This window comes from Streptomyces sp. YJ-C3 (assembly GCF_053891275.1).
Genome location: NZ_CM132685.1, coordinates 1,530,727 through 1,553,305 on the forward strand (window position 1 = coordinate 1,530,727; position 22,579 = coordinate 1,553,305).

25 protein-coding genes are annotated in these 22,579 nt (G+C 69.4%); 19 read left to right on the top strand and 6 right to left on the bottom strand.

Annotated features, from left to right (window positions below):
• The first annotated feature begins 35 nt into the window (after positions 1-35).
• The 15 genes from ACVHNB_RS06845 (at position 36) to ACVHNB_RS06915 (ending at position 13,510) form a co-directional block, all read left to right on the top strand.
• A complete protein-coding gene (locus tag ACVHNB_RS06845; RefSeq protein WP_428952301.1) occupies positions 36-683 on the top strand; it encodes an L-threonylcarbamoyladenylate synthase in 648 nt (215 codons plus the stop codon).
• A complete protein-coding gene (locus tag ACVHNB_RS06850) occupies positions 680-1,366 on the top strand; it encodes an arsenate reductase/protein-tyrosine-phosphatase family protein (RefSeq protein WP_456227623.1) in 687 nt (228 codons plus the stop codon). The genes ACVHNB_RS06845 and ACVHNB_RS06850 overlap by 4 nt, the downstream gene beginning before the upstream one ends.
• A gap of 137 nt (positions 1,367-1,503) precedes the next feature.
• Entirely contained in the window at positions 1,504-2,748 is a 1,245-nt protein-coding gene (locus ACVHNB_RS06855; protein WP_456227624.1) for a serine hydroxymethyltransferase, read from the top strand.
• 157 nt (positions 2,749-2,905) lie between these two features.
• Positions 2,906-4,219 (top strand): MraY family glycosyltransferase, encoded by a 1,314-nt coding sequence (locus ACVHNB_RS06860; protein ID WP_428952298.1) that lies wholly within the window; start codon positions 2,906-2,908, stop codon positions 4,217-4,219.
• Between the two features lie 173 nt (positions 4,220-4,392).
• Positions 4,393-4,734, top strand: coding sequence for a hypothetical protein (locus tag ACVHNB_RS06865; RefSeq protein WP_428952297.1), 342 nt, complete (start codon positions 4,393-4,395; stop codon positions 4,732-4,734).
• A 404-nt stretch (positions 4,735-5,138) separates the two neighbouring features.
• Positions 5,139-5,576: a hypothetical protein gene (locus ACVHNB_RS06870; RefSeq protein ID WP_428952296.1), complete on the top strand. Its 438-nt coding sequence runs from the start codon at positions 5,139-5,141 to the stop codon at positions 5,574-5,576.
• A gap of 225 nt (positions 5,577-5,801) precedes the next feature.
• On the top strand, positions 5,802-6,623 hold the full coding sequence (atpB, locus tag ACVHNB_RS06875) for a F0F1 ATP synthase subunit A (protein WP_428952295.1): 822 nt from the start codon (positions 5,802-5,804) through the stop codon (positions 6,621-6,623).
• A 73-nt stretch (positions 6,624-6,696) separates the two neighbouring features.
• Positions 6,697-6,921 (top strand): ATP synthase F0 subunit C, encoded by a 225-nt coding sequence (gene atpE, locus ACVHNB_RS06880; protein ID WP_018521144.1) that lies wholly within the window; start codon positions 6,697-6,699, stop codon positions 6,919-6,921.
• A gap of 43 nt (positions 6,922-6,964) precedes the next feature.
• On the top strand, positions 6,965-7,510 hold the full coding sequence (locus ACVHNB_RS06885) for a F0F1 ATP synthase subunit B (protein WP_428952294.1): 546 nt from the start codon (positions 6,965-6,967) through the stop codon (positions 7,508-7,510).
• On the top strand, positions 7,507-8,328 hold the full coding sequence (locus ACVHNB_RS06890) for a F0F1 ATP synthase subunit delta (RefSeq protein WP_428952293.1): 822 nt from the start codon (positions 7,507-7,509) through the stop codon (positions 8,326-8,328). Before ACVHNB_RS06885 ends, ACVHNB_RS06890 begins: the two co-directional genes overlap by 4 nt.
• Before the next feature lie 114 nt (positions 8,329-8,442).
• Entirely contained in the window at positions 8,443-10,038 is a 1,596-nt protein-coding gene (gene atpA, locus ACVHNB_RS06895) for a F0F1 ATP synthase subunit alpha (RefSeq protein WP_428952292.1), read from the top strand.
• Positions 10,039-10,059: 21 nt separating this feature from the next.
• A complete protein-coding gene (locus ACVHNB_RS06900; protein WP_428952291.1) occupies positions 10,060-10,980 on the top strand; it encodes a F0F1 ATP synthase subunit gamma in 921 nt (306 codons plus the stop codon).
• Positions 10,980-12,416, top strand: a complete 1,437-nt coding sequence (atpD, locus tag ACVHNB_RS06905) for a F0F1 ATP synthase subunit beta (protein ID WP_428952290.1) — start codon at positions 10,980-10,982, stop codon at positions 12,414-12,416. The genes ACVHNB_RS06900 and atpD overlap by 1 nt, the downstream gene beginning before the upstream one ends.
• 114 nt (positions 12,417-12,530) lie before the next feature.
• Positions 12,531-12,905, top strand: a complete 375-nt coding sequence (locus ACVHNB_RS06910) for a F0F1 ATP synthase subunit epsilon (RefSeq protein WP_428952289.1) — start codon at positions 12,531-12,533, stop codon at positions 12,903-12,905.
• A gap of 149 nt (positions 12,906-13,054) precedes the next feature.
• Positions 13,055-13,510, top strand: a complete 456-nt coding sequence (locus ACVHNB_RS06915; RefSeq protein WP_428952288.1) for a DUF2550 domain-containing protein — start codon at positions 13,055-13,057, stop codon at positions 13,508-13,510.
• A gap of 85 nt (positions 13,511-13,595) precedes the next feature.
• Here ACVHNB_RS06915 and ACVHNB_RS06920 read toward each other — a convergent pair whose 3' ends face one another.
• From ACVHNB_RS06920 to ACVHNB_RS06930, 3 genes are all read right to left on the bottom strand, one after another.
• Positions 13,596-15,455, bottom strand: a complete 1,860-nt coding sequence (locus ACVHNB_RS06920; protein ID WP_428952287.1) for a glycosyl hydrolase family 18 protein — start codon at positions 15,453-15,455, stop codon at positions 13,596-13,598.
• A 142-nt stretch (positions 15,456-15,597) separates the two neighbouring features.
• A complete protein-coding gene (locus ACVHNB_RS06925; protein ID WP_456227625.1) occupies positions 15,598-16,272 on the bottom strand; it encodes a response regulator in 675 nt (224 codons plus the stop codon).
• Positions 16,269-17,456, bottom strand: a complete 1,188-nt coding sequence (locus ACVHNB_RS06930; protein WP_456227626.1) for a sensor histidine kinase — start codon at positions 17,454-17,456, stop codon at positions 16,269-16,271. Before ACVHNB_RS06930 ends, ACVHNB_RS06925 begins: the two co-directional genes overlap by 4 nt.
• Positions 17,457-17,619: 163 nt before the next feature.
• On the opposite strand from ACVHNB_RS06930, the gene ACVHNB_RS06935 reads away from it, so the two are divergent.
• The gene (locus ACVHNB_RS06935) at positions 17,620-18,171 is read left to right on the top strand and encodes a hypothetical protein (RefSeq protein ID WP_456227627.1); all 552 of its coding nucleotides are present in this window, start codon (positions 17,620-17,622) and stop codon (positions 18,169-18,171) included.
• Here ACVHNB_RS06935 and ACVHNB_RS06940 read toward each other — a convergent pair.
• From ACVHNB_RS06940 to ACVHNB_RS06950, 3 genes are read right to left on the bottom strand one after another with little or no spacing between them, the layout of a single operon-like run.
• On the bottom strand, positions 18,168-18,740 hold the full coding sequence (locus ACVHNB_RS06940; RefSeq protein WP_428952283.1) for a cob(I)yrinic acid a,c-diamide adenosyltransferase: 573 nt from the start codon (positions 18,738-18,740) through the stop codon (positions 18,168-18,170). The two genes, ACVHNB_RS06935 and ACVHNB_RS06940, sit on opposite strands and share 4 nt — an antisense overlap.
• Before the next feature lie 13 nt (positions 18,741-18,753).
• On the bottom strand, positions 18,754-19,527 hold the full coding sequence (locus ACVHNB_RS06945; protein ID WP_456227628.1) for an ABC transporter permease: 774 nt from the start codon (positions 19,525-19,527) through the stop codon (positions 18,754-18,756).
• Positions 19,528-19,532: 5 nt separating this feature from the next.
• Positions 19,533-20,315 (bottom strand): ABC transporter ATP-binding protein, encoded by a 783-nt coding sequence (locus ACVHNB_RS06950; RefSeq protein ID WP_456227629.1) that lies wholly within the window; start codon positions 20,313-20,315, stop codon positions 19,533-19,535.
• An 82-nt stretch (positions 20,316-20,397) separates the two neighbouring features.
• On the opposite strand from ACVHNB_RS06950, the gene ACVHNB_RS06955 reads away from it, so the two are divergent.
• From ACVHNB_RS06955 to ACVHNB_RS06965, 3 genes are all read left to right on the top strand, one after another.
• Positions 20,398-21,036, top strand: a complete 639-nt coding sequence (locus ACVHNB_RS06955) for a TetR/AcrR family transcriptional regulator (protein WP_428952280.1) — start codon at positions 20,398-20,400, stop codon at positions 21,034-21,036.
• Positions 21,037-21,195: 159 nt separating this feature from the next.
• Positions 21,196-22,047, top strand: a complete 852-nt coding sequence (locus ACVHNB_RS06960) for a 3-hydroxyacyl-CoA dehydrogenase family protein (protein WP_428952279.1) — start codon at positions 21,196-21,198, stop codon at positions 22,045-22,047.
• 171 nt (positions 22,048-22,218) lie between these two features.
• Positions 22,219-22,542, top strand: coding sequence for an STAS domain-containing protein (locus ACVHNB_RS06965; protein WP_428952278.1), 324 nt, complete (start codon positions 22,219-22,221; stop codon positions 22,540-22,542).
• Positions 22,543-22,579 lie beyond the last annotated feature (37 nt).

Consider the following 22,579-nt stretch of genomic DNA (forward strand, 5'->3'; position numbering starts at 1 on the left):
ATTCCGAGCAGTACGCAGAGCAGGAGGCCCGTTAAATGGCACGGCGTTACGACACCAACGACGCTACCGACCGCGCTACCGGTCTGCGTGAAGCCGCGTCCGCCGTCCGCCGCGGCGAGCTCGTCGTGCTGCCCACCGACACCGTCTACGGCATCGGCGCCGACGCGTTCACCGCCGAGGCGGTCGGCGACCTCCTGGAGGCCAAGGGCCGCGGCCGCAACATGCCGAGCCCCGTCCTCATCGGCTCCCCGAACACGCTGCACGGCCTCGTCACGGACTTCTCCGAGATGGCCTGGGAGCTCGTCGACGCGTTCTGGCCCGGCGCCCTGACGATCGTCGCCAAGCACCAGCCGTCCCTGCAGTGGGACCTGGGAGAGACCCGGGGCACCGTCGCCGTCCGGATGCCGCTGCACCCGGTCGCCATCGAACTGCTCAACGAGGTCGGCCCGATGGCCGTCTCCTCCGCCAACCTGACCGGCCACCGCGCCCCCGAGGACTGCGACGCCGCCCAGGAGATGCTCGGCGACTCCGTCTCCGTCTACCTCGACGGCGGCCCCACCCCGGGCATCGTCCCGTCGTCGATCGTCGACGTCACCGGCAAGGTCCCGGTGCTGCTGCGGGCCGGCGCGCTCACCGCCGACGAGCTGCGCAAGGTCGTACCCGACCTCGAGGTGGCGAATTGACAGCCCCTGAGACGGGGCGTGGCATAGGCACCGAGTACGTGGGAAGCACAGCGCCGCTCGCGCTCCCCGGCGACTCCTTCCGCATCCTCCACGTCAGCACCGGCAACGTGTGCCGCTCGCCGATCACCGAGCGGCTGACCCGGCACGCCCTGGCGGACCGGCTCGGCGACCCGCTGGCCGGCGGGCTCATCGTGGAGAGCGCGGGCACCTGGGGCCACGAGGGCGCCCCGATGGAGGCCAACGCGGAGCAGGTCCTCGCCGACTTCGGCGCGGACGCCTCCGGCTTCGTCGGCCGCGAGCTCCTGGACGACCACGTCATAAGAGCCGACCTGGTGCTGACCGCGACCCGCGACCACCGGGCCCAGGTCATCTCCATGGGGCACAGCGCGGGCCTGCGCACGTTCACGCTGAAGGAGTTCACGCGGCTCGTGCAGGCCATAGACCCGACGACCCTCCCCGACCCGCTGGAGGGCGGCGTGGTGGGCCGTGCGCGGGCCCTGGTGCGTGCTGCCGCGGCTCTACGCGGGTGGCTGCTCGCCCCGAGCGTCGAGGCGGACGAGGTGTACGACCCGTACGGGGCGCCGCTGCCGTTCTTCCAGGCGGTGGGCGGCGAGATCAGCGAGGCGCTGGACCCGGTGGTCGCGGCGCTGACCGGCAAGCCCACCCCGTCCGCGCGCGCCTGAGCCGCACAGCGAGCCCTTCCGGCGATCGAGGAACGGGGTCCGGGGCCGAGCCCTGTGACAGCAACCCCAGGCGGCAGGAAGCTCTCGGATCTACATTGGGAAGCACCACCTCCCCTCCGCGAGGCCCGGAGCCGAAGATGCCGGTCACCACAGATCCAGCCCCCCTGGCGGAGCTACAGCGCCAGGACCCCGAACTGGCCGAGATCATCCTCGGCGAGGCGGCCCGCCAGGCCGAGTCCCTCCAGCTGATCGCCGCCGAGAACTTCATGTCCCCGGCCGTGCTGGAAGCCCTCGGCTCCCCCCTCGCCAACAAGTACGCCGAGGGCTACCCCGGCGCCCGCCACCACGGCGGCTGCGAACTCGTCGACCTGGCCGAACGCATCGCCGTCGACCGGGCGAAGGCCCTCTTCGGCGCCGAGCACGTCAACGTGCAGGCACACTCCGGCTCCTCCGCCGTGCTCGCCGCGTACGCGGTGCTGCTGCGTCCCGGCGACACCGTCCTCGCCATGGGGCTGCCGTTCGGCGGTCACCTCACGCACGGCTCACCGGCCAACTTCTCCGGCCGCTGGTTCGACTTCGTGCCCTACGGCGTCGACCCGGAGAGCGGGCTCATCGACTACGACCAGGTCCGCTCCATCGCCCGCGCCCACCGGCCCAAGGCCATCGTGTGCGGCTCGATCTCCTACCCCCGGCACATCGACTACGCCGCCTTCCGCGCCATCGCCGACGACGTGGGCGCCCACCTCATCGCGGACGCCGCGCACCCCATCGGGCTCGTCGCCGGGGGAGCGGCCCCGAACCCGGTTCCGTACGCCGACATCGTCTGCGCCACCACCCACAAGGTCCTGCGCGGCCCGCGCGGCGGCATGCTGCTGTGCGGCGCCGGGCTCGCCGACCGGGTGGACCGGGCCGTCTTCCCGTTCACGCAGGGCGGCGCCCAGATGAACACCATCGCCGCGAAGGCCGTCGCGTTCGGGGAGGCGGCGACGCCGGCCTTCAGCGGGTACGCGCATCAGGTCGTCGCCAACGCCCGGGTGCTGGCCGGGGCGCTGGACGCGCAGGGGTTCGCCGTCACCACGGGCGGCACCGACACCCATCTCGTGACCGTCGACCCGGCGCCGCTCGGCGTACCGGGCCAGGTGGCCCGCGGCCGGCTGGCCTCCGCCGCGATGGTCCTCGACACGTGCGCGCTGCCCCACGGCGACGGCCGCGGCCTGCGGCTGGGCACCGCCGCCGTCACCACCCAGGGCATGGGGGAGGCGGAGATGGCCCGGATCGCGGTGCTCCTCGCGGGTGTCGTACGAGGAGATCTCGACCCGCGCACGGCCCGCGAGGAGGTGCGCGTGATCGCCGGTACATTCCCCCCGTACCCCGCCGGATAACGGGTAGGCGGCACATCGGGACCCCACTCGCCCGGCACCGCGACGTCACCGGCCCGTCACTCGTGCAACCATCGTCGCTACCCGGAAGTCTCCATCCTCAAGCACGCGAAGCTAGGGTGTGGGGCTGAGATGGCCAGCGATACCTGTGGGGAAGCCCGTGCGTGAATACCTGCTGACGCTCTGCATCACGGCCGCGGTGACTTATCTGCTCACAGGCCCGGTGCGGAAGTTCGCGATCGTGGCCGGCGCCATGCCGGAGATCCGTGCGCGTGACGTGCACCGTGAACCCACGCCGCGGCTCGGCGGTATCGCCATGTTCTTCGGACTGTGCGCGGGACTCCTGGTCGCCGACCACCTCACCAACCTGGACACGGTCTTCGACTCGTCCAACGAGCCGCGGGCCCTGCTCTCCGGCGCCGCGCTGATCTGGCTGATCGGTGTGCTGGACGACAAGTTCGAGATCGACGCGCTGATCAAGCTGGGCGGCCAGATGATCGCCGCCGGCGTCATGGTCATGCAGGGCCTGACGATCCTGTGGCTGCCGATCCCGGGCGTGGGCACGGTCTCCCTGACCCAGTGGCAGGGCACGCTCCTCACCGTCGCGCTCGTCGTCATCACCATCAACGCGGTGAACTTCGTCGACGGCCTCGACGGCCTCGCGGCGGGCATGGTCTGCATCGCGGCAGCGGCGTTCTTCCTCTACGCGTACCGCATCTGGTACGGCTACGGCATCGAGTCCGCGGCCCCCGCCACGCTCTTCGCCGCGATCCTGATGGGCATGTGTCTGGGCTTCCTGCCGCACAACATGCATCCCGCCCGGATCTTCATGGGCGACTCCGGCTCGATGCTGATCGGCCTGGTCCTCGCGGCCGGCGCCATCTCCATGACCGGTCAGGTCGACCCGGACGCGCTCCGCCTGAACCTCGGCAGCGGCCGGGACGCCACGCACGCGATGCTCCCCGTCTTCATCCCGCTGGTCATGCCCCTCACGATCATCGCCATCCCGTTCGCGGACCTGGTGCTCGCGATCGTGCGCCGCACCTGGAACGGCCAGTCGCCGTTCGCCGCCGACCGCGGCCACCTCCACCACCGGCTCCTGGAGATCGGCCACTCCCACAGCCGCGCGGTCCTGATCATGTACTTCTGGTCGGCGCTCATCGCCTTCGGTGCGGTCGCGTACTCCGTGCACTCCGCGTCCGGCATGTGGGTCGTGCTCACCATCGTCGCGCTCAGCTTCGTCGGCCTGGTCCTGCTCCTGCTGCCCCGCTTCACCCCGCACGCCCCCCGCTGGGCCCAGCACGTGGTCCCGCCCCGCTACCGGCGCCGTACGGCCGTTGCCGAGGCCACTGAGCCCTCCGAGGCCCCCGAGGACGGGGACCGCACCCCGATCCCCGCGGGAGTCAACGGAGCGACCGCGATCGGCGCCCGTTCGCGGTTCACGGACCGGCGCAAGGACAAGAGCTTCAGCTGAGCCGTGCTCCGGCTGCCACGTGCGCTTCGGGACGTGCGCAGCCGTCGCTCTGTGATCAAAACCCCGTGCCCTGCGTGATCGTCTGTGCTAGGAATGTTCACGTCATAGGGGGAACGCGCCGCCCCTGACCAGGGTGGCGCCCTCCTCACTCATTCATGAGCAGAGGATGATCCATGCGTAAGTTCGCTGTGCTGGGCGTTGCTGTCGTGGCGCTCAGCGGTTCGCTGGGACTGATGGGGACCGCGGCCGTGGCCGCTCCCGGGACGCAGGCGGTCGCCGCTGGGGACGTCAGTGCCCAGGGTGCCGTCCCCAGCTGCGTCAAGGTCACCAAGACCCGCCAGGACGAGGGGTACAAGACCTTCAAGGTCAAGAACAACTGCGCCGGCACGAAGAAGCTCAAGGGCATCTTCAAGTACGGCTACGACTCGGCCTGCGAGTCCGTGAAGTCGGGCAAGACCGAGTTGCTCTCGTCCACGCAGCCCTGGGCCGACTGGGACAAGGTCGTCACCTGCTGAGCGGGCTCGGCGTGACCGCCGGCTGAACAGCACGACCGACGCCCCCGGGATCCGATCGGATCCCGGGGGCGTCAACGTGAGGGCCATCGGCAGGGTGGCCAAGTTGGCGACTGTCGACGAACGTTGGGGTGGTGGGCGTCCGAGATCGACACCCAAAACCGCCCATTACAGGATGAGTTCGCGTCGCGGGTGCACAGACGCGCAGGTTCCCCCTCACGTGTGACGGTTGGCACACCATCTAGGTAAAGACCGCATCAAATAGTTTGTGATACCGTTCACGAAACCCGGGGATAGAGCCGAAAGACCGTAGTGCGACGGTCCCTTGGCCCGAAATTCCCTCTCGGCCCCGGACTACGCTCGTCCATGACGACACCCTGCCCCCATCAATAAGCGGAGTTGCCGCCATGCCGTCCAATGACGCACGGACCCTTCTCAAAACTGCCGTACCCACAGCCGCAGTTGGCGTGATCACCATCGTGGTCAGCGCTGCTGTCGCGGGCGGCAAGGGGGCCCTCGGTGCGCTCGTCGGGACGCTGGTGGCGATCTTGTTCATGGGGCTCGGACTCGTCGTCCTCGAGCGCACTGCCAAATCGCTTCCGCACCTGTTCCAGATGATGGGCCTGATGCTCTACGCAGCCCAGTTGCTGCTCATGGTCATCTTCATGGCGCTCTTCAAGGACACGACGCTGTTCAACTCGAGGGCCTTCGCCATCGCCCTCGTGATCTCGACCCTCGTGTGGATCGCCGCGCAGACGCGCGCCCACATGAAGGCCAAGATTCTCTACGTCGATCCCGACTCCCAGAAGGGCGAGAAGCCCGAGAAGACGGGGCCGAAGTCGTGAACGGTAGGGGCGGGATAAGTGAGGCTTCACGACCCTGCTATCGTCCGGTGCCAACTGCGGCATCGCGGGCGCGGGCATCTGAGCTGACGCCTGCTGTAGCGCGAGGCTCGATGCCCGACCGCCGCCCCCACATCCGAAACACCAGTCCCGTGCCGAACTGCGGCTGCGCGCCGCGCCGACACAACGAGGTTGCCGTACCTATGCGCCACGCTGAAGGAGCCCGCGGTGAGTGCTGACCCGACGCAGGTGCTCGCCTTCGAGACCGACTGCCACCTTTTTGATGGGTGTGCCTTCCCGGCTCCCGGCCTGCACTCGTTCCTGTTCGAGCCCCTCTGGGGCGACGCGGACAGCAACCTGTACTTCAACAAGACGATGCTGCTGGCGCTGCTCGGCTCGATCATCATCGTCGGCTTCTTCTGGGCCGCCTTCCGAAAGCCGAAGGTCGTTCCGGGCAAGCTCCAGATGGTCGCCGAGACCGGCTACGACTTCGTCCGGCGCGGCATCGTCTACGAGACGATCGGCAAGCGCGAGGGCGAGAAGTACGTTCCGCTCGTGGTCTCGCTGTTCTTCTTCGTGTGGATGATGAACCTCTGGTCGATCATTCCGATCGCCCAGTTCCCGGTGACGGCGATCATCTCCTACCCGGCAGTGCTGGCCGCCATCGTCTACATCACGTGGGTCAGCCTGACGTTCAAGCGTCACGGCTTCGTCGGTGCCTTCAAGAACTTCACCGGCTTCGACAAGTCGCTCGGCCCGGTCGCCTACCTCGCTGCCTTCATCGAGCTGTTCTCGAACCTGCTGGTCCGGCCGTTCACGCACGCGGTCCGACTCTTCGCGAACATGTTCGCCGGTCACACCCTGCTGCTGCTCTTCACGATCGCCAGCTGGTACATGCTGAACGGCATCGGCATCGCCTACTCCGCCGTCTCGTTCGTGATGGTCATCGTGATGACCGCCTTCGAGCTCTTCATCCAGGCTGTCCAGGCGTACGTCTTCGTCCTGCTGACCTGCACCTTCATCCAGGGCGCGCTCGCCGAGCACCACTGAGTCCCGCCCTCCGCAATCCCCAGTCGTCCGGTGGCCAACCCCCACCGGTCCGTAAAGAGAAGGAAGAACTGGCATGTCCCAGACCCTCGCTGCTGTCACCGGTGACCTCGGCTCTGTCGGTTACGGTCTCGCCGCCATCGGCCCCGGCGTCGGCGTCGGCATCATCTTCGGTAACGGCACCCAGGCCCTGGCCCGTCAGCCCGAGGCCGCCGGCCTGATCCGTGCCAACCAGATCCTCGGCTTCGCCTTCTGTGAGGCGCTCGCCCTCATCGGTCTGGTCATGCCGTTCGTCTACTAGGACGAGTTCGGACGACCAGCCTCATTAGACGAAAGGCACTGATGTGAACCCCCTGGTTCAGCTCGCAGCGGAAGAGGCGGAGAATCCGCTCATCCCGCCGATCCCCGAGCTCGTCATCGGCCTGATCGCCTTTGTCATCGTCTTCGGCTTCCTCGCCAAGAAGCTCCTCCCGAACATCAACAAGGTTCTGGACGAGCGCCGCGAGGCCATCGAAGGCGGTATCGAGAAGGCCGAGGCCGCTCAGACCGAGGCGCAGAGCGTTCTTGAGCAGTACAAGGCTCAGCTCGCCGAGGCTCGGCACGAGGCCGCGCGGCTGCGCCAGGAGGCGCAGGAGCAGGGCGCCACGCTCATCGCCGAGATGCGCGCGGAAGGCCAGCGGCAGCGTGAGGAGATCATCGCCGCCGGTCACGCCCAGATCGAGGCCGACCGCAAGGCCGCCGCTCAGGCGCTGCGTCAGGACGTGGGCCAGCTGGCCACCGACCTGGCCGGCAAGCTGGTCGGCGAGTCCCTCGAGGACCACGCCCGGCAGTCGCGCACGATCGACCGCTTCCTCGATGACCTCGAGGAGAAGGCAGAGGCCGCTCGATGACCGCCCACGGAGCGAGCCGCGAGGCCCTCGCCGCCGCGCGTGAGCGCCTGGACGCGCTGACCGACTCCACGTCGGTCGACGCCAAGGCGCTCGCCGGCGACCTGGCCGCGGTCACCGCGCTGCTCGACCGCGAGGTCTCGCTGCGTCGGGTCCTGACCGACCCGGCGCAGGCCGGTGACGCCAAGGCCGAGCTTGCGGGCCGTCTGCTCGGCGGTCAGGTCAGCGGCGAAGCCGTCGACCTGGTGGCCGGTCTGGTCCGCTCCCGGTGGTCCGCCTCGCGTGACCTGGTCGACTCCCTCGAGGAGCTGACCAACACCGCGGACCTGACCGCGGCGCAGAACAGCGGCGAACTCGACGACGTCGAGGACGAGCTGTTCCGGTTCAACCGGATCGTCGGCGGCAACGCCGCACTGCGCTCCGCGCTCACCGACCGCACCGCCTCGGGTTCGGCCCGCGGCACCCTGGTCAAGGAGCTCCTCGGCGGCCGGGCCCGGCCCACCACCGAGCGGCTCGTCGAGCGTCTTGTGACCGCGCCCCGGGGACGTAGCCTGGAAGCGGGACTCGAGTCCCTCTCCAAGCTCGCCGCCGAGCGCCGGGAGCGCATGGTGGCGGTCGTCACCACGGCGGTCCCGCTGAGCGACCAGCAGAAGCAGCGCCTGGGCCAGTCCCTGGCGAAGCTCTACGGCCGCCAGATGCACCTGAACCTGGACGTGGACCCCGAGGTCCTCGGCGGGATCAAGGTGCAGGTGGGCGACGAGGTCATCAACGGCTCCATCGCGGACCGCATCGAGGCCGCCAGCCGCCGTATGGCCGGCTGACACCTCACCACGTACCAAATACGGCCCTAGTTGGGCCGTGCAGAGGATTCCTGGGGGCTGACCCCAGACCCCCCAAGAACACTTCGGGCCCAACAAGGAGAGCAGGGAACCCAGATGGCGGAGCTCACGATCCGGCCGGAGGAGATCCGGGACGCGCTGGAGAACTTTGTCCAGGCGTACAAGCCGGACGCGGCCTCGCGCGAGGAGGTCGGTACGGTCACCCTTGCCGGCGACGGCATCGCGAAGGTCGAGGGTCTCCCCTCGGCCATGGCCAACGAACTGCTGAAGTTCGAGGACGGCACCCTCGGCCTCGCGCTCAACCTGGAAGAGCGCGAGATCGGCGCCATCGTCCTCGGTGAGTTCAGCGGCATCGAGGAGGGCCAGCCGGTCACGCGTACCGGTGAGGTCCTGTCCGTCGGTGTCGGCGAGGGCTACCTGGGTCGCGTCGTCGACCCGCTCGGCAACCCGATCGACGGCCTCGGCGAGATCGAGACCACCGGCCGCCGCGCCCTCGAGCTGCAGGCCCCCACGGTCATGCAGCGCAAGTCGGTGCACGAGCCGATGGAGACCGGCTACAAGGCCGTCGACGCGATGACCCCCGTCGGCCGTGGTCAGCGTCAGCTGATCATCGGTGACCGCCAGACCGGCAAGACCGCCCTGGCCGTCGACACGATCATCAACCAGCGCGACAACTGGCGCTCCGGTGACGTGAACAAGCAGGTCCGCTGCATCTACGTCGCCATCGGTCAGAAGGGTTCGACCATCGCCTCCGTGCGTGGTGCCCTCGAAGAGGCCGGCGCGCTGGAGTACACGACCATCGTCGCCGCCCCGGCGTCCGACCCGGCCGGCTTCAAGTACCTGGCGCCGTACACCGGCTCGGCCATCGGCCAGCAGTGGATGTACGAGGGCAAGCACGTCCTCATCATCTTCGACGACCTCTCGAAGCAGGCCGACGCCTACCGCGCCGTGTCCCTGCTGCTCCGCCGCCCGCCGGGGCGCGAGGCCTACCCGGGTGACGTCTTCTACCTGCACTCCCGTCTGCTCGAGCGCTGCGCGAAGCTCTCGGACGACATGGGCGCGGGCTCGATGACCGGTCTGCCGATCGTGGAGACCAAGGCGAATGACGTGTCCGCGTTCATTCCGACCAACGTCATCTCCATCACCGACGGCCAGTGCTTCCTGGAGTCCGACCTGTTCAACGCCGGTCAGCGTCCGGCCCTGAACGTCGGTATCTCGGTCTCCCGCGTCGGTGGCTCCGCCCAGCACAAGGCCATGAAGCAGGTCTCCGGCCGACTCCGCGTCGACCTGGCCCAGTTCCGTGAGCTGGAGGCGTTCGCCGCCTTCGGTTCCGACCTGGACGCCGCGTCGAAGGCGCAGCTGGACCGCGGTCAGCGCATGGTCGAGCTGCTGAAGCAGTCGCAGTACCAGCCGATGCCGACCGAGGACCAGGTCGTCTCCGTCTGGGCCGGCACCACCGGCAAGATGGACGACGTGCCGGTCGCCGACATCCGCCGCTTCGAGCGCGAGCTGCTCGACCACCTGCACCGCAAGGAGCAGGGCCTGATGACCTCCATCAAGGAGGGCGGCAAGATGTCGGACGACACGCTCACCGCTGTCGCCGATGCCATCGCCGAGTTCAAGAAGCAGTTCGAGACCTCGGACGGCAAGCTTCTCGGCGAGGACGCTCCGGCCGTCAACGTCTCCAAGTGACGTAAGGAAGGGACCTGACTCATGGGAGCCCAGCTCCGGGTCTACAAGCGTCGCATCCGATCCGTCACCGCGACCAAGAAGATCACCAAGGCGATGGAGATGATCGCCGCCTCGCGCGTCGTCAAGGCGCAGCGCAAGGTGGCGGCCTCCACGCCGTACGCGACCGAGCTCACGCGCGCGGTCACGGCGGTGGGTACGGGGTCGAACACCAAGCACCCGCTGACGACCGAGGCCGAGACGGCGACCCGTTCCGCGGTTCTGCTCCTCACGAGCGACCGCGGTCTGGCCGGCGCCTTCAACTCGAACGCGATCAAGGCCGCGGAGCAGCTCACCGAGCGGCTCCAGGCCGAGGGCAAGCAGGTCGACACGTACATCGTCGGCCGTCGCGGTGTCGCCCACTACAACTTCCGCGAGCGCAAGATCGCGGAGCAGTGGGCGGGCTTCACGGACGAGCCGACGTACGCGGACGCCAAGACGGTCGCGGGCCCGCTGATCGAGGCCATCGAGAAGGACACGGCCGACGGCGGCGTGGATGAACTCCACATCGTCTACACCGAGTTCGTCTCGATGATGACGCAGACGGCCGTCGACAGCCGACTGCTGCCGCTCAGCATCGAGGACGTGGCGGAGGAGGCGTCGTCCCAGGGCGACGAGATCCTTCCGCTCTACGACTTCGAGCCGTCGGCGGAGGACGTCCTGGACGCCCTCCTGCCCCGGTACGTCGAGAGCCGTATCTACAACGCGCTGCTCCAGTCGGCTGCCTCCAAGCACGCCGCCACGCGCCGCGCGATGAAGTCGGCGACCGACAACGCGGGCGACCTCATCAACACGCTTTCCCGGCTGGCCTCCGCGGCCCGCCAGGCGGAGATCACCAACGAAATCAGCGAGATCGTCGGCGGCGCTGCCGCTCTGGCCGACGCGACCGCGGGGAGTGACAAGTAATGACGACCACTGTTGAGACGGCCGCTGCCACGGGCCGCGTCGCCCGGGTCATCGGCCCGGTCGTCGACGTGGAGTTCCCCGTCGACGCGATGCCGGACATCTACAACGCCCTTCACGTCGAGGTGGCCGACCCGGCCAAGGACGGCGAGAAGAAGACCCTGACGCTCGAGGTCGCCCAGCACCTCGGTGACGGCCTGGTCCGCGCGATCTCGATGCAGCCCACCGACGGTCTGGTCCGCCAGGCCGCGGTCACCGACACCGGCACGGGCATCTCCGTTCCCGTCGGTGACTTCACCAAGGGCAAGGTGTTCAACACCCTCGGTGAGGTGCTGAACGTCGACGAGCAGTACGACGGCGAGCGCTGGTCCATCCACCGCAAGGCGCCGAACTTCGACGAGCTCGAGTCGAAGACCGAGATGTTCGAGACCGGCGTCAAGGTCATCGACCTTCTCACCCCGTACGTCAAGGGTGGAAAGATCGGTCTGTTCGGTGGTGCCGGCGTCGGCAAGACGGTGCTCATCCAGGAGATGATCTACCGCGTCGCCAACAACCACGACGGTGTCTCCGTGTTCGCCGGTGTCGGCGAGCGCACCCGTGAGGGCAACGACCTCATCGACGAGATGAGCGAGTCGGGCGTCATCGACAAGACCGCGCTGGTCTTCGGTCAGATGGACGAGCCGCCGGGCACGCGTCTGCGTGTCGCCCTCGCCGGTCTGACCATGGCGGAGTACTTCCGCGATGTGCAGAAGCAGGACGTGCTGTTCTTCATCGACAACATCTTCCGCTTCACGCAGGCCGGTTCCGAGGTCTCGACCCTGCTGGGTCGCATGCCCTCGGCCGTGGGTTACCAGCCGAACCTGGCCGACGAGATGGGTCTCCTCCAGGAGCGCATCACGTCGACCCGTGGTCACTCGATCACGTCCATGCAGGCCATTTACGTGCCCGCGGACGACCTGACCGACCCGGCCCCGGCGACGACCTTCGCCCACCTCGACGCGACGACGGTTCTCTCCCGTCCGATCTCCGAGAAGGGCATCTACCCGGCCGTGGACCCGCTGGACTCCACGTCCCGCATCCTGGACCCGCGCTACATCGCGCAGGACCACTACGACGCCGCCATGCGCGTCAAGACGGTTCTGCAGAAGTACAAGGACCTCCAGGACATCATCGCGATCCTCGGTATCGACGAGCTCGGCGAGGAGGACAAGCTCACTGTCCACCGCGCCCGTCGCGTGGAGCGCTTCCTGTCCCAGAACACCCACGTCGCCAAGCAGTTCACCGGCGTCGACGGGTCGGACGTCCCGCTGGACGAGTCGATCGCGGCCTTCAACGCGATCATCGACGGTGAGTACGACCACTTCCCGGAGCAGGCGTTCTTCATGTGCGGTGGCATTGAGGACCTCAAGGCCAACGCCAAGGAGCTCGGCGTCTCCTGAGCCCTGTGCTCGCAGGGAGGGCCGGGTGTGTCCCGGCCCTCCCGCAACGCCCACTAGACTTTGACCCAACACCCGGCAGCGAGGGCCGCCGGGTGGTGACCCGAGGAGCCCACCTTGGCTGCTGAGCTGCACGTCGAGCTCGTCGCCGCGGACCGCAGTGTCTGGTCCGGCGAGGCCACCCTGGTCGTCGCGCGCACCACGTCCGGCGACATCGGCGTCATGCCCGGTCACCAGCCGCTGCTCGGTGTGCTGGAGTCGGGCCCGGTGACGATCCGTACGAGCGACGGTGGAACGGTCGTGGCGGCTGTCCACGGCGGTTTCATCTCGTTCGCGGACAACAAGCTGTCGCTGCTGGCCGAGATCGTCGAGCTGTCGGACGAGATCGATGTCCAGCGGGCGGAGCGGGCGCTGGAGCGCGCGAAGTCGGACGCGGACGCGTCCGCCGAGCGTCGTGCCGACGTCCGACTGCGTGCGGTGGCGGCCCGCTGATCCCAGCGAGCCCGTAGACGCGACTCAGCCGCGGCCCAGGCCGGAGAAGACCTCTCCGGACCGGGTCGCGGCTGAGGCGATCTATAACTGTTTTTGCTGTTCCGTTATCTGGCGTTTGGATCTGTCGAGAAGCGAGGAGGTCGGTGCAGATGGTCCTCGTTCTCGTGCTGTGCGTAGTCGCGGTCGTCGTACTCGTATTGCTGGGGCTCTTTGTCTTCGGGCTGCGGCGCCGGCTGATCCAGCGCTCGGGCGGCACCTTCGACTGCTCGCTGCGGTGGGACGCGCCGGCCCCCGATGCCGCGGACACCTCCGGCAAGGGCTGGGGCTACGGCATCGCCCGCTACAACGGTGACCGCATCGAGTGGTTCCGCGTCTTCTCGTACGCGCCGCGGCCGAAGCGGATCCTGGAGCGGGCGGCCATCGAGGTCACGGGGCGCCGGGCTCCGGAGGGCGAGGAGGAGCTGGCGCTGCTGTCCGACGCCATCGTCCTCGCCTGTACGCACCGGGGCACGCGCCTCGAACTGGCGATGACCGAGGACGCCCTGACCGGATTCCTCGCCTGGCTGGAGGCGGCGCCGCCCGGCCAGCGGGTGAACGTGGCGTAGCGGCCGGCCCCGGACATGGAAGAAGCCGGGCTGGTGGGGGGCGTTCCCACCAGCCCGGCTTCGGTCTTTTCGGGTGCTCCGGGGGCTACTTCAGGCCGGAGTCGATCGCGCTGACCAGCTCACCGTTCGACGTGTCGCCGGAGAACTCCCAGAAGAAGGCGCCGCCCAGGTTCTGCGACTTGGCCCAGCTCATCTTGGAGTTGATCGTCGCGGGGGTGTCGTACGACCACCAGTCCGAGCCGCAGTACGCGTACGCCGTACCGGCCACCGTGCCGTTCGCCGGGCACTTCGTCTTGAGGACCTTGTAGTCCTCGATGCCCTGCTCGTAGGTGCCGGCCGCCGGGCCCGTCGCGGTGCCGCCCGGCTCCTTCTGCGTGACGCCGGTCCAGCCGCGGCCGTAGAAGCCGATGCCGAGCAGCAGCTTGGCCGCCGGGACGCCCTGGGCCTTCAGCTTGGCGATGGCGTCCGCCGAGGTGAAGCCCTGCTGCGGGATGCCGGTGTACGAGGTGAGCGGGGAGTGCGGGGCCGTCGGGCCCTGGGCCGCCCACGCACCGAAGAAGTCGTAGGTCATGACGTTGTACCAGTCGAGGGACTGGGCAGCGCCCGCGTAGTCGGTCTTCTCGATCTTGCCGCCCGCGGAGCCGTCGGCCGTGATCGCGGCGGTGACCAGGTTGTTGGAGCCGAACTTGGCACGCAGCGCCGAGGTGAGGCCCTTCAGCGCGGCGGGACCGGACGTGTCGCAGGTCAGGCCGCAGGCGTTCGGGTACTCCCAGTCGATGTCGATGCCGTCGAAGACATCGGCCCAGCGCGGGTCCTCGACCAGGTTGTAGCAGGACTCGGCGAAGGCGGCCGGGTTCTTCGCGGCCTCACCGAAGCCGCCGGACCAGGTCCAGCCGCCGAACGACCAGAGGATCTTGAGGTTCGGGTGCTTGGCCTTCAGCTGGCGCAGCTGGTTGAAGGCGCCGCGCAGCGGCTGGTCCCAGGTGTCGGCCTGGCCGGAGACGGAGTTGGCGGCCGTGTAGGCCATGTCCGTGTCGGCGTAGGAGTCGCCCATGGTGCACTTGCCGCCCTGGACGTTGCCGAAGGCGTAGTTGATGTGCGTGATCTTCGCGGCCGAGCCGGAGGTCTCCAGGTTCTTCGGGTAGTACTGGCGGCCGTAGACGCCCCAGTCCGTGAAGTAGCCCAGCTTGACCTTGCCGCCGCCGTTGCCCGGGTCGGTGCCGCCGCCGCCAGTGGTGTGGACCTTCACCGCGCCGGAGACCGGGCCCGTCTGGTCGGCGGTGTCGCGCGCCTGGACCGTGTACGAGTAGTCGGTGCCGGCGGTCAGGCCGCTGTCGGAGTACGACGTCCCCGTCACCGTCGCGACCTTGGCGCCGTCGCGCAGCACGTCGTAGTTCTTGACGCCCTTGTCGTCGGTCGCCGCCGACCAGGAGAGCTTCACCGAGGTGTCGGTGACGGCGGAGGCGGTCGGGGTGCCGGGGGCGGAGGGGGCCGCGTCGCCGGGCACGTCGCCGCCGTCACAGGAGGCGCCGTTGATCTTGCAGCCGGTGGGGGCGCCGGAACCGGAGCCGTTGAAGCCGAAGGAGACCGAGGCGCCGGGGGCGAGCGTCCCGTTCCAGGAGAGGTTCTTGCCGGTCCAGTGGTTCGCGGAGTTGGTGACGGTGGCGTCCCAGGCGGAGGTCACCTTGGTGCCGGAGGGGTAGTCCCACTCGACGGTCCACGAACTGACGCTCGTGGTACCGGAGTTCTTGATCGTCCACTTGCCCTCGAAGCCGGTGCCCCAGTCCTGGGTCTTGGCGTACGTCGCCGTGACCGCGGTGGCCTCGGCGGCGGCGTGGGACGGGGTGGCGAGGCCGACCAGGGCGGCCGCGGGCAGCAGCAGCGTGGTCAGTGCCGCGGTGGTTCTGTGCCGGAGTCTGGGTCGGGGTACGTCACTTGAGCGCATCGAGTGCTCCTCGGGTGGTCCTGGGTTCATACGGGGACGGCAACGAACCCTGCGACGCCCGTGAGCACCGGAGTGGGGGGTGTGCTCACCGCAGTGCGGTGAGAATAGAAAGGTCTGGACCAACGGTCAAGGTCTAAACCAATTACGGGTTTCGGCCAACCTCCGGAGGAGCCTGGATGTCCAACTCCTGTGCCAGTACCGCCGCTTGCACCCGGCTGCGCAGCTCCAGCTTGCCGAGCAGCCGGCTGACGTGGGTCTTCACCGTGGCCTCGGCCATGTCGAGCCGGGCGGCGATCCCGGCGTTGGACAGGCCCTCGCCGAGACAGCCGAGCACTTCCCGCTCGCGACGGGTCAAGGTCGCCAACTGAGGTGGAGCGGCGGCCGTATCGCGGCGCGCCGCACCGGCCGCGAACTCGGCGATCAGGCGGCGCGTCACGGCCGGCGCGATCAGCCCCTCGCCGCGCGCGACCGTCCGCACGCCCTCGATCAGGTCCTTCGCGTCGGTGTTCTTGAGAAGGAACCCGCAGGCCCCGGCGCGCAGCGCCCCGAAGACGTACGCGTCGAGGTCGAAGGTGGTCAGGATTAGGACGTCGGCGAGGCCCTCGCCGACCACCGTGCGCGTGGCCGAAACACCGTCGAGGCGCGGCATCTGTACGTCCATGAGGACCAGGTCCGGCCGCAGTTCCCGGGCCCGGGCCACCGCCTGCTCGCCGTCCTCGGCCTCGCCGACGACCTCGATGTCGGGCGCGCTGTTCAGGATGAGCACGAGCCCGGCGCGCACGGCGGACTGGTCCTCGGCGACGAGCACACGGATCACGCGGGGTCTCCTTCGGATGAGGGGGTGTCCAGGGGCAGGGCGGCCCGCACCCGCCAGACCTTGCCGCCCGGGTCGGCCTCCGGACCGGCCTCGAACGTGCCGCCGAGCAGCGCCGTGCGCTCGCGCATGCCGACGAGCCCGGCACCCGAGCCGGGCGCGCGCGGGCCGTCCCGGTCCCCGTACGGACTTCTCACGCACACCTCGATCCGCTCGCCCGACCGATGGACCGTGACCGTGACACGGCCCGGCGCGGCGTGCTTGAGGGCGTTCGTCAGGGACTCCTGGACGATGCGGTAGGCGGCGAGCCCGACCGGCGCGGGCAGGTTCCCGGTGGCGCCGGTCAGGGTGAGACCGACGTCGAGACCGTTCGCCCGGGACTGCTCCACCAGCGCGCCCAGTCCGTCCAGGGTGGGCGCGGCGGCCGGCTCGGTGTCGCCGCTGGAGTCCCGCAGGATGCCGATCAGCCGGCGCATCTCGGCGAGTCCGTCGACGCTGTTCTCGCGGATCGTCTCCAGGGCGGTGCGGGTGGTGGCCGGCTCGTCGATGGAGAGCGCGGCCGTGGAGTGGATGGCGATCGCCGACAGATGGTTGGCCACCATGTCGTGCAGCTCGCGGGCCATCCGGGCACGCTCCGCCGTCACCGCCTGCGCCCGGTCCATCTCCGCGAGCAGCGCGGTCTGTTCGGCCCGCAGGCGTTCCTCCGCGGCCCGGTCCCGGTGGTTGCGGACCAGGACGCCCGTCGCGGCGGGCCCGAACGAGACGAGCCCGGTCGCGACGCCGACGAGGACCGCCTCCGGCTGCCGCCACCACGCCAGGAAGCCGAGCGTGACGGCGACCGTGATCAGCCCGGTGGTCACCGGGATGCGGCGGGCCGCGGCCGGGGTCCCGTACAGCACGGCCGCGTACATCAGGTCCGTGAACATCAGCACCGTCGCCAGGCTGCCCTGGGTGAACTGGTCGGCGACCACCACCAGGGTCCCGGCCAGCGCCGCGAACCGCGGCCGGGTGCGGCGCAGCAGCTCCAGGGCGGACATCGCGACGAGCGGGACGAGCAGCCAGGCCCCGTCGAGCAGCCGTCCCTGGTTCATGCCGAGCCCGATGCCCCACAGGGCGAGGCCGCCCAGCAGACCCACCGCGGCGATACGGACGTCGTCGCGGTGCGGGCGGGGGAGCGGCAGGTGCATGCCCCCATCCAACACGCACGGCGCGGGCCGGGCATGGTGCCGCGGGACGAAGCCCGGCGGGCGGCCGCTACATCGAAGGATGCAGTCGCACTTCGTCACTGACGACGACGATCACGCGACGTGCGGCGGCGAGGCTGGAGGGCAGGAGCGAGAGGAGTCCACCGTGATCGTCACGCTGATCATCATCTGCGAGGTCGGCTTCTGGGTACTGCTGGCCGCCGGCCTCGCCCTGCGCTACTGGGCGAGGATGCCGCGAGCGGGCGCCGCGGTGCTGCTGTGCGAGCCGCTCCTGGAGGCGCTGCTCTTCGTCGTCACGGTCATCGACCTCAAGAACGGCGCCGAGCCCGACTGGAAGCACGGCCTGGCCGCCGTCTACATCGGCTACTCGGTCGCCCTCGGCCACTACACGGTCACGTGGGTCGACGTCCGCGTCGCCCACCGCTTCGCGGGCGGTCCGCCCCCGTCGACCCCCAAGTACGGGGTACCGCGCGCGATCCACGAGTGGAAGATCGCCGCGCGCTGGATCCTGGCCGCCCTCATCGCGATCGGCCTGCTCCAGGGCGCCGTCTGGTACGTCGGCGGGGACGGCGACACCGGCTCCCTGGAGCAGTGGCAGCAGCGCATGCTGTTCCTGATCGCGATCAACGTGATCATCGCGCTGAGCTACACGGTGTTCCCGAAGGAGGCGCCGTCCGTGACGCACACCAGGGGCTAGCGCTCACCGCCCGGCACCCACAGCACGTCCCCGACCTCCTTGTTGGCCGTCCGCGCCAGGATGAACAGGAGGTCGGAGAGGCGGTTGAGATACGTCGCCGTCAGCGGGTTCATCGTCTCGCCGTGCACCTCGAGCGCCGCCCACGTCGAGCGCTCCGCCCGCCGCACCACGGTGCACGCCTGATGCAGCAGCGCCGCTCCGGCCGTGCCGCCCGGGAGGATGAACGAGCGCAGCTTCTCCAGCTCCGCGTTGAAGCGGTCGCAGTCCGCCTCCAGCTTGTCGACGTAGAACTGCTCGACGCGCAGCGGCGGGTACTCGGGGTTCTCCACGACCGGCGTCGACAGGTCGGCGCCGACGTCGAAGAGGTCGTTCTGGACGCGGGTGAGGACCTTGACGACCTCCTCGTCGAGGCCGCCGAGCGCGACGGCGGTGCCGATGACGGCGTTCGCCTCGTTGGCGTCGGCGTACGCCGAGATCCGCAGATCGGTCTTGGCGGTGCGGCTCATGTCGCCGAGGGCGGTGGTGCCCTTGTCTCCGGTACGGGTGTAGATGCGCGTCAGATTGACCATGCGGCCAGCGTAGTTATGCTCCTGCCCGGCGGAAGACACGTGTGCCCACTGTCACGGCGAGTCCGGCGAAGGCGGCCGCGACCAGCGCGCCGTACAGCATGTGCGCCGTCGCGTACCGGCCGACGTACGCGTCCCGCATCGCGTCGACCAGGTACCGGACCGGCATCACGTGCGAGACCGCGTCCAGCCACCCCGGCGCGAGCGCCATCGGCAGCATCAGGCCCGACAGCAGCATCGACGGCATGGTGACCGCGTTGATGACGGGCCCGAACTCCTGCGGTGTGGCGACCTTCATGGCGAGCGCGTACGACAGCGACGCCAGCGCGACCGTCAGGAGCGCCACGAACGCGAAGCCGATCAGGACACCGGCGAGCGGCGCCCGCAGCCCCATCACCAGCGCGGCGAGCACCAGCAGCACCGCCTGGAGAAGGAACAGCACGGTGTCCCGCAGCACCCGGCCGAGCAGCAGCGCGAGCCGGCTGACCGGCGTCACCCGCATCCGTTCCACGACGCCGTGGTGCTTCTCCAGGATGATCCCGAAACCGCAGAACGCGGCGCCGAACAGGCCGAGTTGCAGCAGCAGCCCCGGCACCAGGACCTGCCAGGAGCTGCCCGTGTCGCTCAACGGCAGATCGGTCAGCAGCGGCCCGAAGAACAGCAGGTACAGCAGCGGCATCAGGATGCCGAAGAGCATCTGGAACCGGGAGGAGAGCGTCTGCCGGGCGTACCGCCCGAAGATCAGCCGGGTGTCCGAGACGAGGTCGGCGAGGTGGGCGAGGCTCTTCATCCGGCTCACACCGCCACCGGGGTCGTGTCCACCGGCGCCGGACCTCGCCCGGTGATCGCCAGGAAGGTGTCCTGGAGCGTCGCGTCGACCGACCCGCCGTGCGCCAGTTTCAGCGCGCTGGGCGTGCCCTGCGCCGCCACCACGCCCCGGTCGACCACGACGATCCGGTCCGCGAGCGCGTCGGCCTCGTCGAGGTAGTGCGTGGTGAGGAACACCGTCGTGCCGAACTCGGCGCGCAGCCGGCGCACCAGGTCCCACAGGTCGCTGCGGCTGCCCGGGTCGAGCCCGGTCGTCGGCTCGTCGAGGAAGAGGACCGCCGGCCGGTGCGCGAGCCCCAGCGCGATGTCGAGGCGGCGCCGCTGACCGCCGGAGAGCGCGGCGGCCTTGCGGTCCATCAGCTCGGCGAGGCCCAGCGCGTCCGCCAGTTCGTCCGCGCGCGCCACCGCCTGACGCTTCGTGAGGCGGTACAGCCGGCCCTGGGTCACCAGCTCCTCGCGTACGGAGACGGCCGGGTCCACCCCGCCGGACTGGGCGACGTAACCGACCGCGCGCCGCACCCCCGCCGGATCGGTCGCCAGGTCGCAGCCGGCGACGGTGGCCGCGCCGCCGGTCGGCGGCAGCAGGGTCGTGAGCATCCGCAGGGTCGTCGTCTTGCCCGCCCCGTTCGGGCCGAGGAAGCCGAGGATCTCGCCGGGTCCGACGCGCAGGTCGATGCCGCGCACGGCGTCGACCGGGCCCCGTTTCGTCTGGAAGGTCCGGGCGAGGCCGGACGCGCTGATGACTGCCATGCGGGCCAGAAAAACAGAGTCAGTGAAATTTTGCAATGTCCCCAAAATTTAAGGGAGGCCAGGAACGGCTAGGATCAGGCCCATGGCAGAGGGGCTCAGGGAGCGGAAGAAGCGCCAGACCAGGCAGTACATCTCGGACGTCGCGACCGGGCTCTTTCTGGAACGAGGCTTCGACGCGGTGACCGTCGCGGAGATCGCGGACGCCGCGAACGTCTCCGTGAACACCGTCTACAACTACTTCCCGGCCAAGGAGGACCTGTTCCTCGACCGCTCCAGGGGAGTCGTCGACCGGATGTCCCGCTGGGTGCGCGGCCGCGCCCCGGGCGAGTCCGCGGCCGCCGCCGTCCTGCGCGAACTGCGCGAGGAGATCGAGGCGGTCTCGCCGCGCGTCGGCCTGATGGACGGCTACAGCGCATTCATGCGCGTCGTGCACGCCGCCCCGGCGCTGCGCTCCCGGCTGTGGGCCATTCAGCAGGAGGTCCACGACAACCTGACCGAGACACTGCGCCAGGAGACCGGCGCCGACGCCGACGACCCGCTGCCCGACCTGATCGCCGGTCAGATCGGCTGGGTGCACCAGACCGTCATGGCGGCCATCGGGCGGCGCATGCTCGCGGGCGGCACACCGGCCGCGGTCTCCCGGCACATGCTCGACGTCCTCGACGACATCGAGGAACTCCTGAGCGAAAAGGTGCTCAACTACGCCGTGCGCGACGCCTGATGCCCGCCGTGTGCCGCGCACCGGTGTGATGTCCGTCATTCGAGACGTGACGCGCATCTCTAAGCGGTCACACGGCCCCTCACGGACGCTAAGGTCCGCGAAAGAGCAATGTGAACAGTGGTCGAGCGGTATGCGGGTACGCGGTTAGGGGAGTCGCACGTGGCAGGGAAGCTTGCCGTCATCGGAGCCGGTCTCATGGGGTCCGGCATCGCCCAGGTCTCCGCCCAGGCGGGCTGGGACGTCGTCCTGCGCGACGTCACCGACGAGGCCCTCACCCGCGGCACCGATGGCATCAAGGCGTCGTACGACAAGTTCGTGGCCAAGGGCAGGCTGGCCGCCGATGACGCCGAGGCCGCGCTCGCGCGCATCACCACGACCACCGATCTCGACGCGGCCGCCGACGCCGACATCGTCGTCGAGGCCGTCTTCGAGAAGCTCGAGGTCAAGCACGAGATCTTCCGGGCGCTCGACAAGATCGTGCGCGCCGACACCGTGCTCGCCTCGAACACCTCGGCCATTCCGATCACCAAGATCGCGGCGGTCACCGAACACCCCGAGCGCGTCGTCGGGGCGCACTTCTTCTCGCCCGTGCCGATGATGCAGCTCTGCGAGCTGGTGCGCGGCTACAAGACGAGCGACGAAACCCTCGCCACCGCGCGGGAGTTCGCCGAGTCCGTCGGCAAGACCTGCATCGTCGTCAACCGCGACGTGGCCGGCTTCGTGACCACCCGGCTCATCTCCGCCCTCGTCGTCGAGGCCGCGAAGCTGTACGAGTCGGGCGTCGCGACCGCCGAGGACATCGATGTCGCCTGCAAGCTGGGCTTCGGGCACGCCATGGGGCCGCTGGCCACCGCCGACCTCACGGGCGTCGACATCCTGCTGCACGCGACCGGCAACATCTACACCGAGTCCCAGGACGAGAAGTTCGCGCCGCCCGAGCTGATGCGCCGGATGGTTGACGCCGGTGACATCGGACGCAAGAGCGGGCAGGGCTTCTACAAGCACGCCTGAGACAAGCAAGGCTGACACCGTGTCACCCCTGAGGGTGAATTCGGTATCGGTTCGCTTACAGACGGCAACTTCTGGCCCTCCGAGCCAGTCAGTTCCAGTGACATACACAGATCACCCGGATCACATGACCACCTGAGTACCCGAGTACTTCTGCTTTCACGGGGAGCGCATATGCACATCAGGGGCGACCACGTCGAGCTGGTCGTCGGGGGCCGCCTCGACGTCCGCAGCGCGGCGGACGCCCGTACGGTCCTGCACACCGCCGTCGACGACGGACACGGTGACCTGGTGCTCGACCTGTCCGAACTCGACTCGTGGGACGCGACCGGACTCGGCGTCATCATGGGCGCCCACCGGCGCGCGGGCCGCTGCGGACGCCGGCTCGTGCTGCGCGGGGTGCCGCCCCAGATGCAGCGCCTGCTCGTCGCGACCCGGCTGCACCGCATCCTGGCCATCGAGGGCGGCATCGGCGTCGAGTCGCTGCCGCGCGTCTGAAGCACACGCGCACGGGCCGCGGGGATGAATGCTTCCT

Bases quoted from the DNA above. Each gene is read 5' to 3' on its own strand.
- ACVHNB_RS06845 (WP_428952301.1), top strand. From the start codon at position 36: ATGGCACGGCGTTACGACACCAACGACGCTACCGACCGCGCTACCGGT.
- ACVHNB_RS06855 (WP_456227624.1), top strand. From the start codon at position 1,504: ATGCCGGTCACCACAGATCCAGCCCCCCTGGCGGAGCTACAGCGCCAG.
- ACVHNB_RS06865 (WP_428952297.1), top strand. From the start codon at position 4,393: ATGCGTAAGTTCGCTGTGCTGGGCGTTGCTGTCGTGGCGCTCAGCGGT.
- ACVHNB_RS06870 (WP_428952296.1), top strand. From the start codon at position 5,139: ATGCCGTCCAATGACGCACGGACCCTTCTCAAAACTGCCGTACCCACA.
- atpE (WP_018521144.1), top strand. From the start codon at position 6,697: ATGTCCCAGACCCTCGCTGCTGTCACCGGTGACCTCGGCTCTGTCGGT.
- ACVHNB_RS06890 (WP_428952293.1), top strand. From the start codon at position 7,507: ATGACCGCCCACGGAGCGAGCCGCGAGGCCCTCGCCGCCGCGCGTGAG.
- atpA (WP_428952292.1), top strand. From the start codon at position 8,443: ATGGCGGAGCTCACGATCCGGCCGGAGGAGATCCGGGACGCGCTGGAG.
- ACVHNB_RS06900 (WP_428952291.1), top strand. From the start codon at position 10,060: ATGGGAGCCCAGCTCCGGGTCTACAAGCGTCGCATCCGATCCGTCACC.
- atpD (WP_428952290.1), top strand. From the start codon at position 10,980: ATGACGACCACTGTTGAGACGGCCGCTGCCACGGGCCGCGTCGCCCGG.
- ACVHNB_RS06915 (WP_428952288.1), top strand. From the start codon at position 13,055: ATGGTCCTCGTTCTCGTGCTGTGCGTAGTCGCGGTCGTCGTACTCGTA.
- ACVHNB_RS06920 (WP_428952287.1), bottom strand. From the start codon at position 15,455: ATGCGCTCAAGTGACGTACCCCGACCCAGACTCCGGCACAGAACCACC.
- ACVHNB_RS06930 (WP_456227626.1), bottom strand. From the start codon at position 17,456: ATGCACCTGCCGCTCCCCCGCCCGCACCGCGACGACGTCCGTATCGCC.
- ACVHNB_RS06940 (WP_428952283.1), bottom strand. From the start codon at position 18,740: ATGGTCAATCTGACGCGCATCTACACCCGTACCGGAGACAAGGGCACC.
- ACVHNB_RS06945 (WP_456227628.1), bottom strand. From the start codon at position 19,527: ATGAAGAGCCTCGCCCACCTCGCCGACCTCGTCTCGGACACCCGGCTG.
- ACVHNB_RS06950 (WP_456227629.1), bottom strand. From the start codon at position 20,315: ATGGCAGTCATCAGCGCGTCCGGCCTCGCCCGGACCTTCCAGACGAAA.
- ACVHNB_RS06955 (WP_428952280.1), top strand. From the start codon at position 20,398: ATGGCAGAGGGGCTCAGGGAGCGGAAGAAGCGCCAGACCAGGCAGTAC.
- ACVHNB_RS06965 (WP_428952278.1), top strand. From the start codon at position 22,219: ATGCACATCAGGGGCGACCACGTCGAGCTGGTCGTCGGGGGCCGCCTC.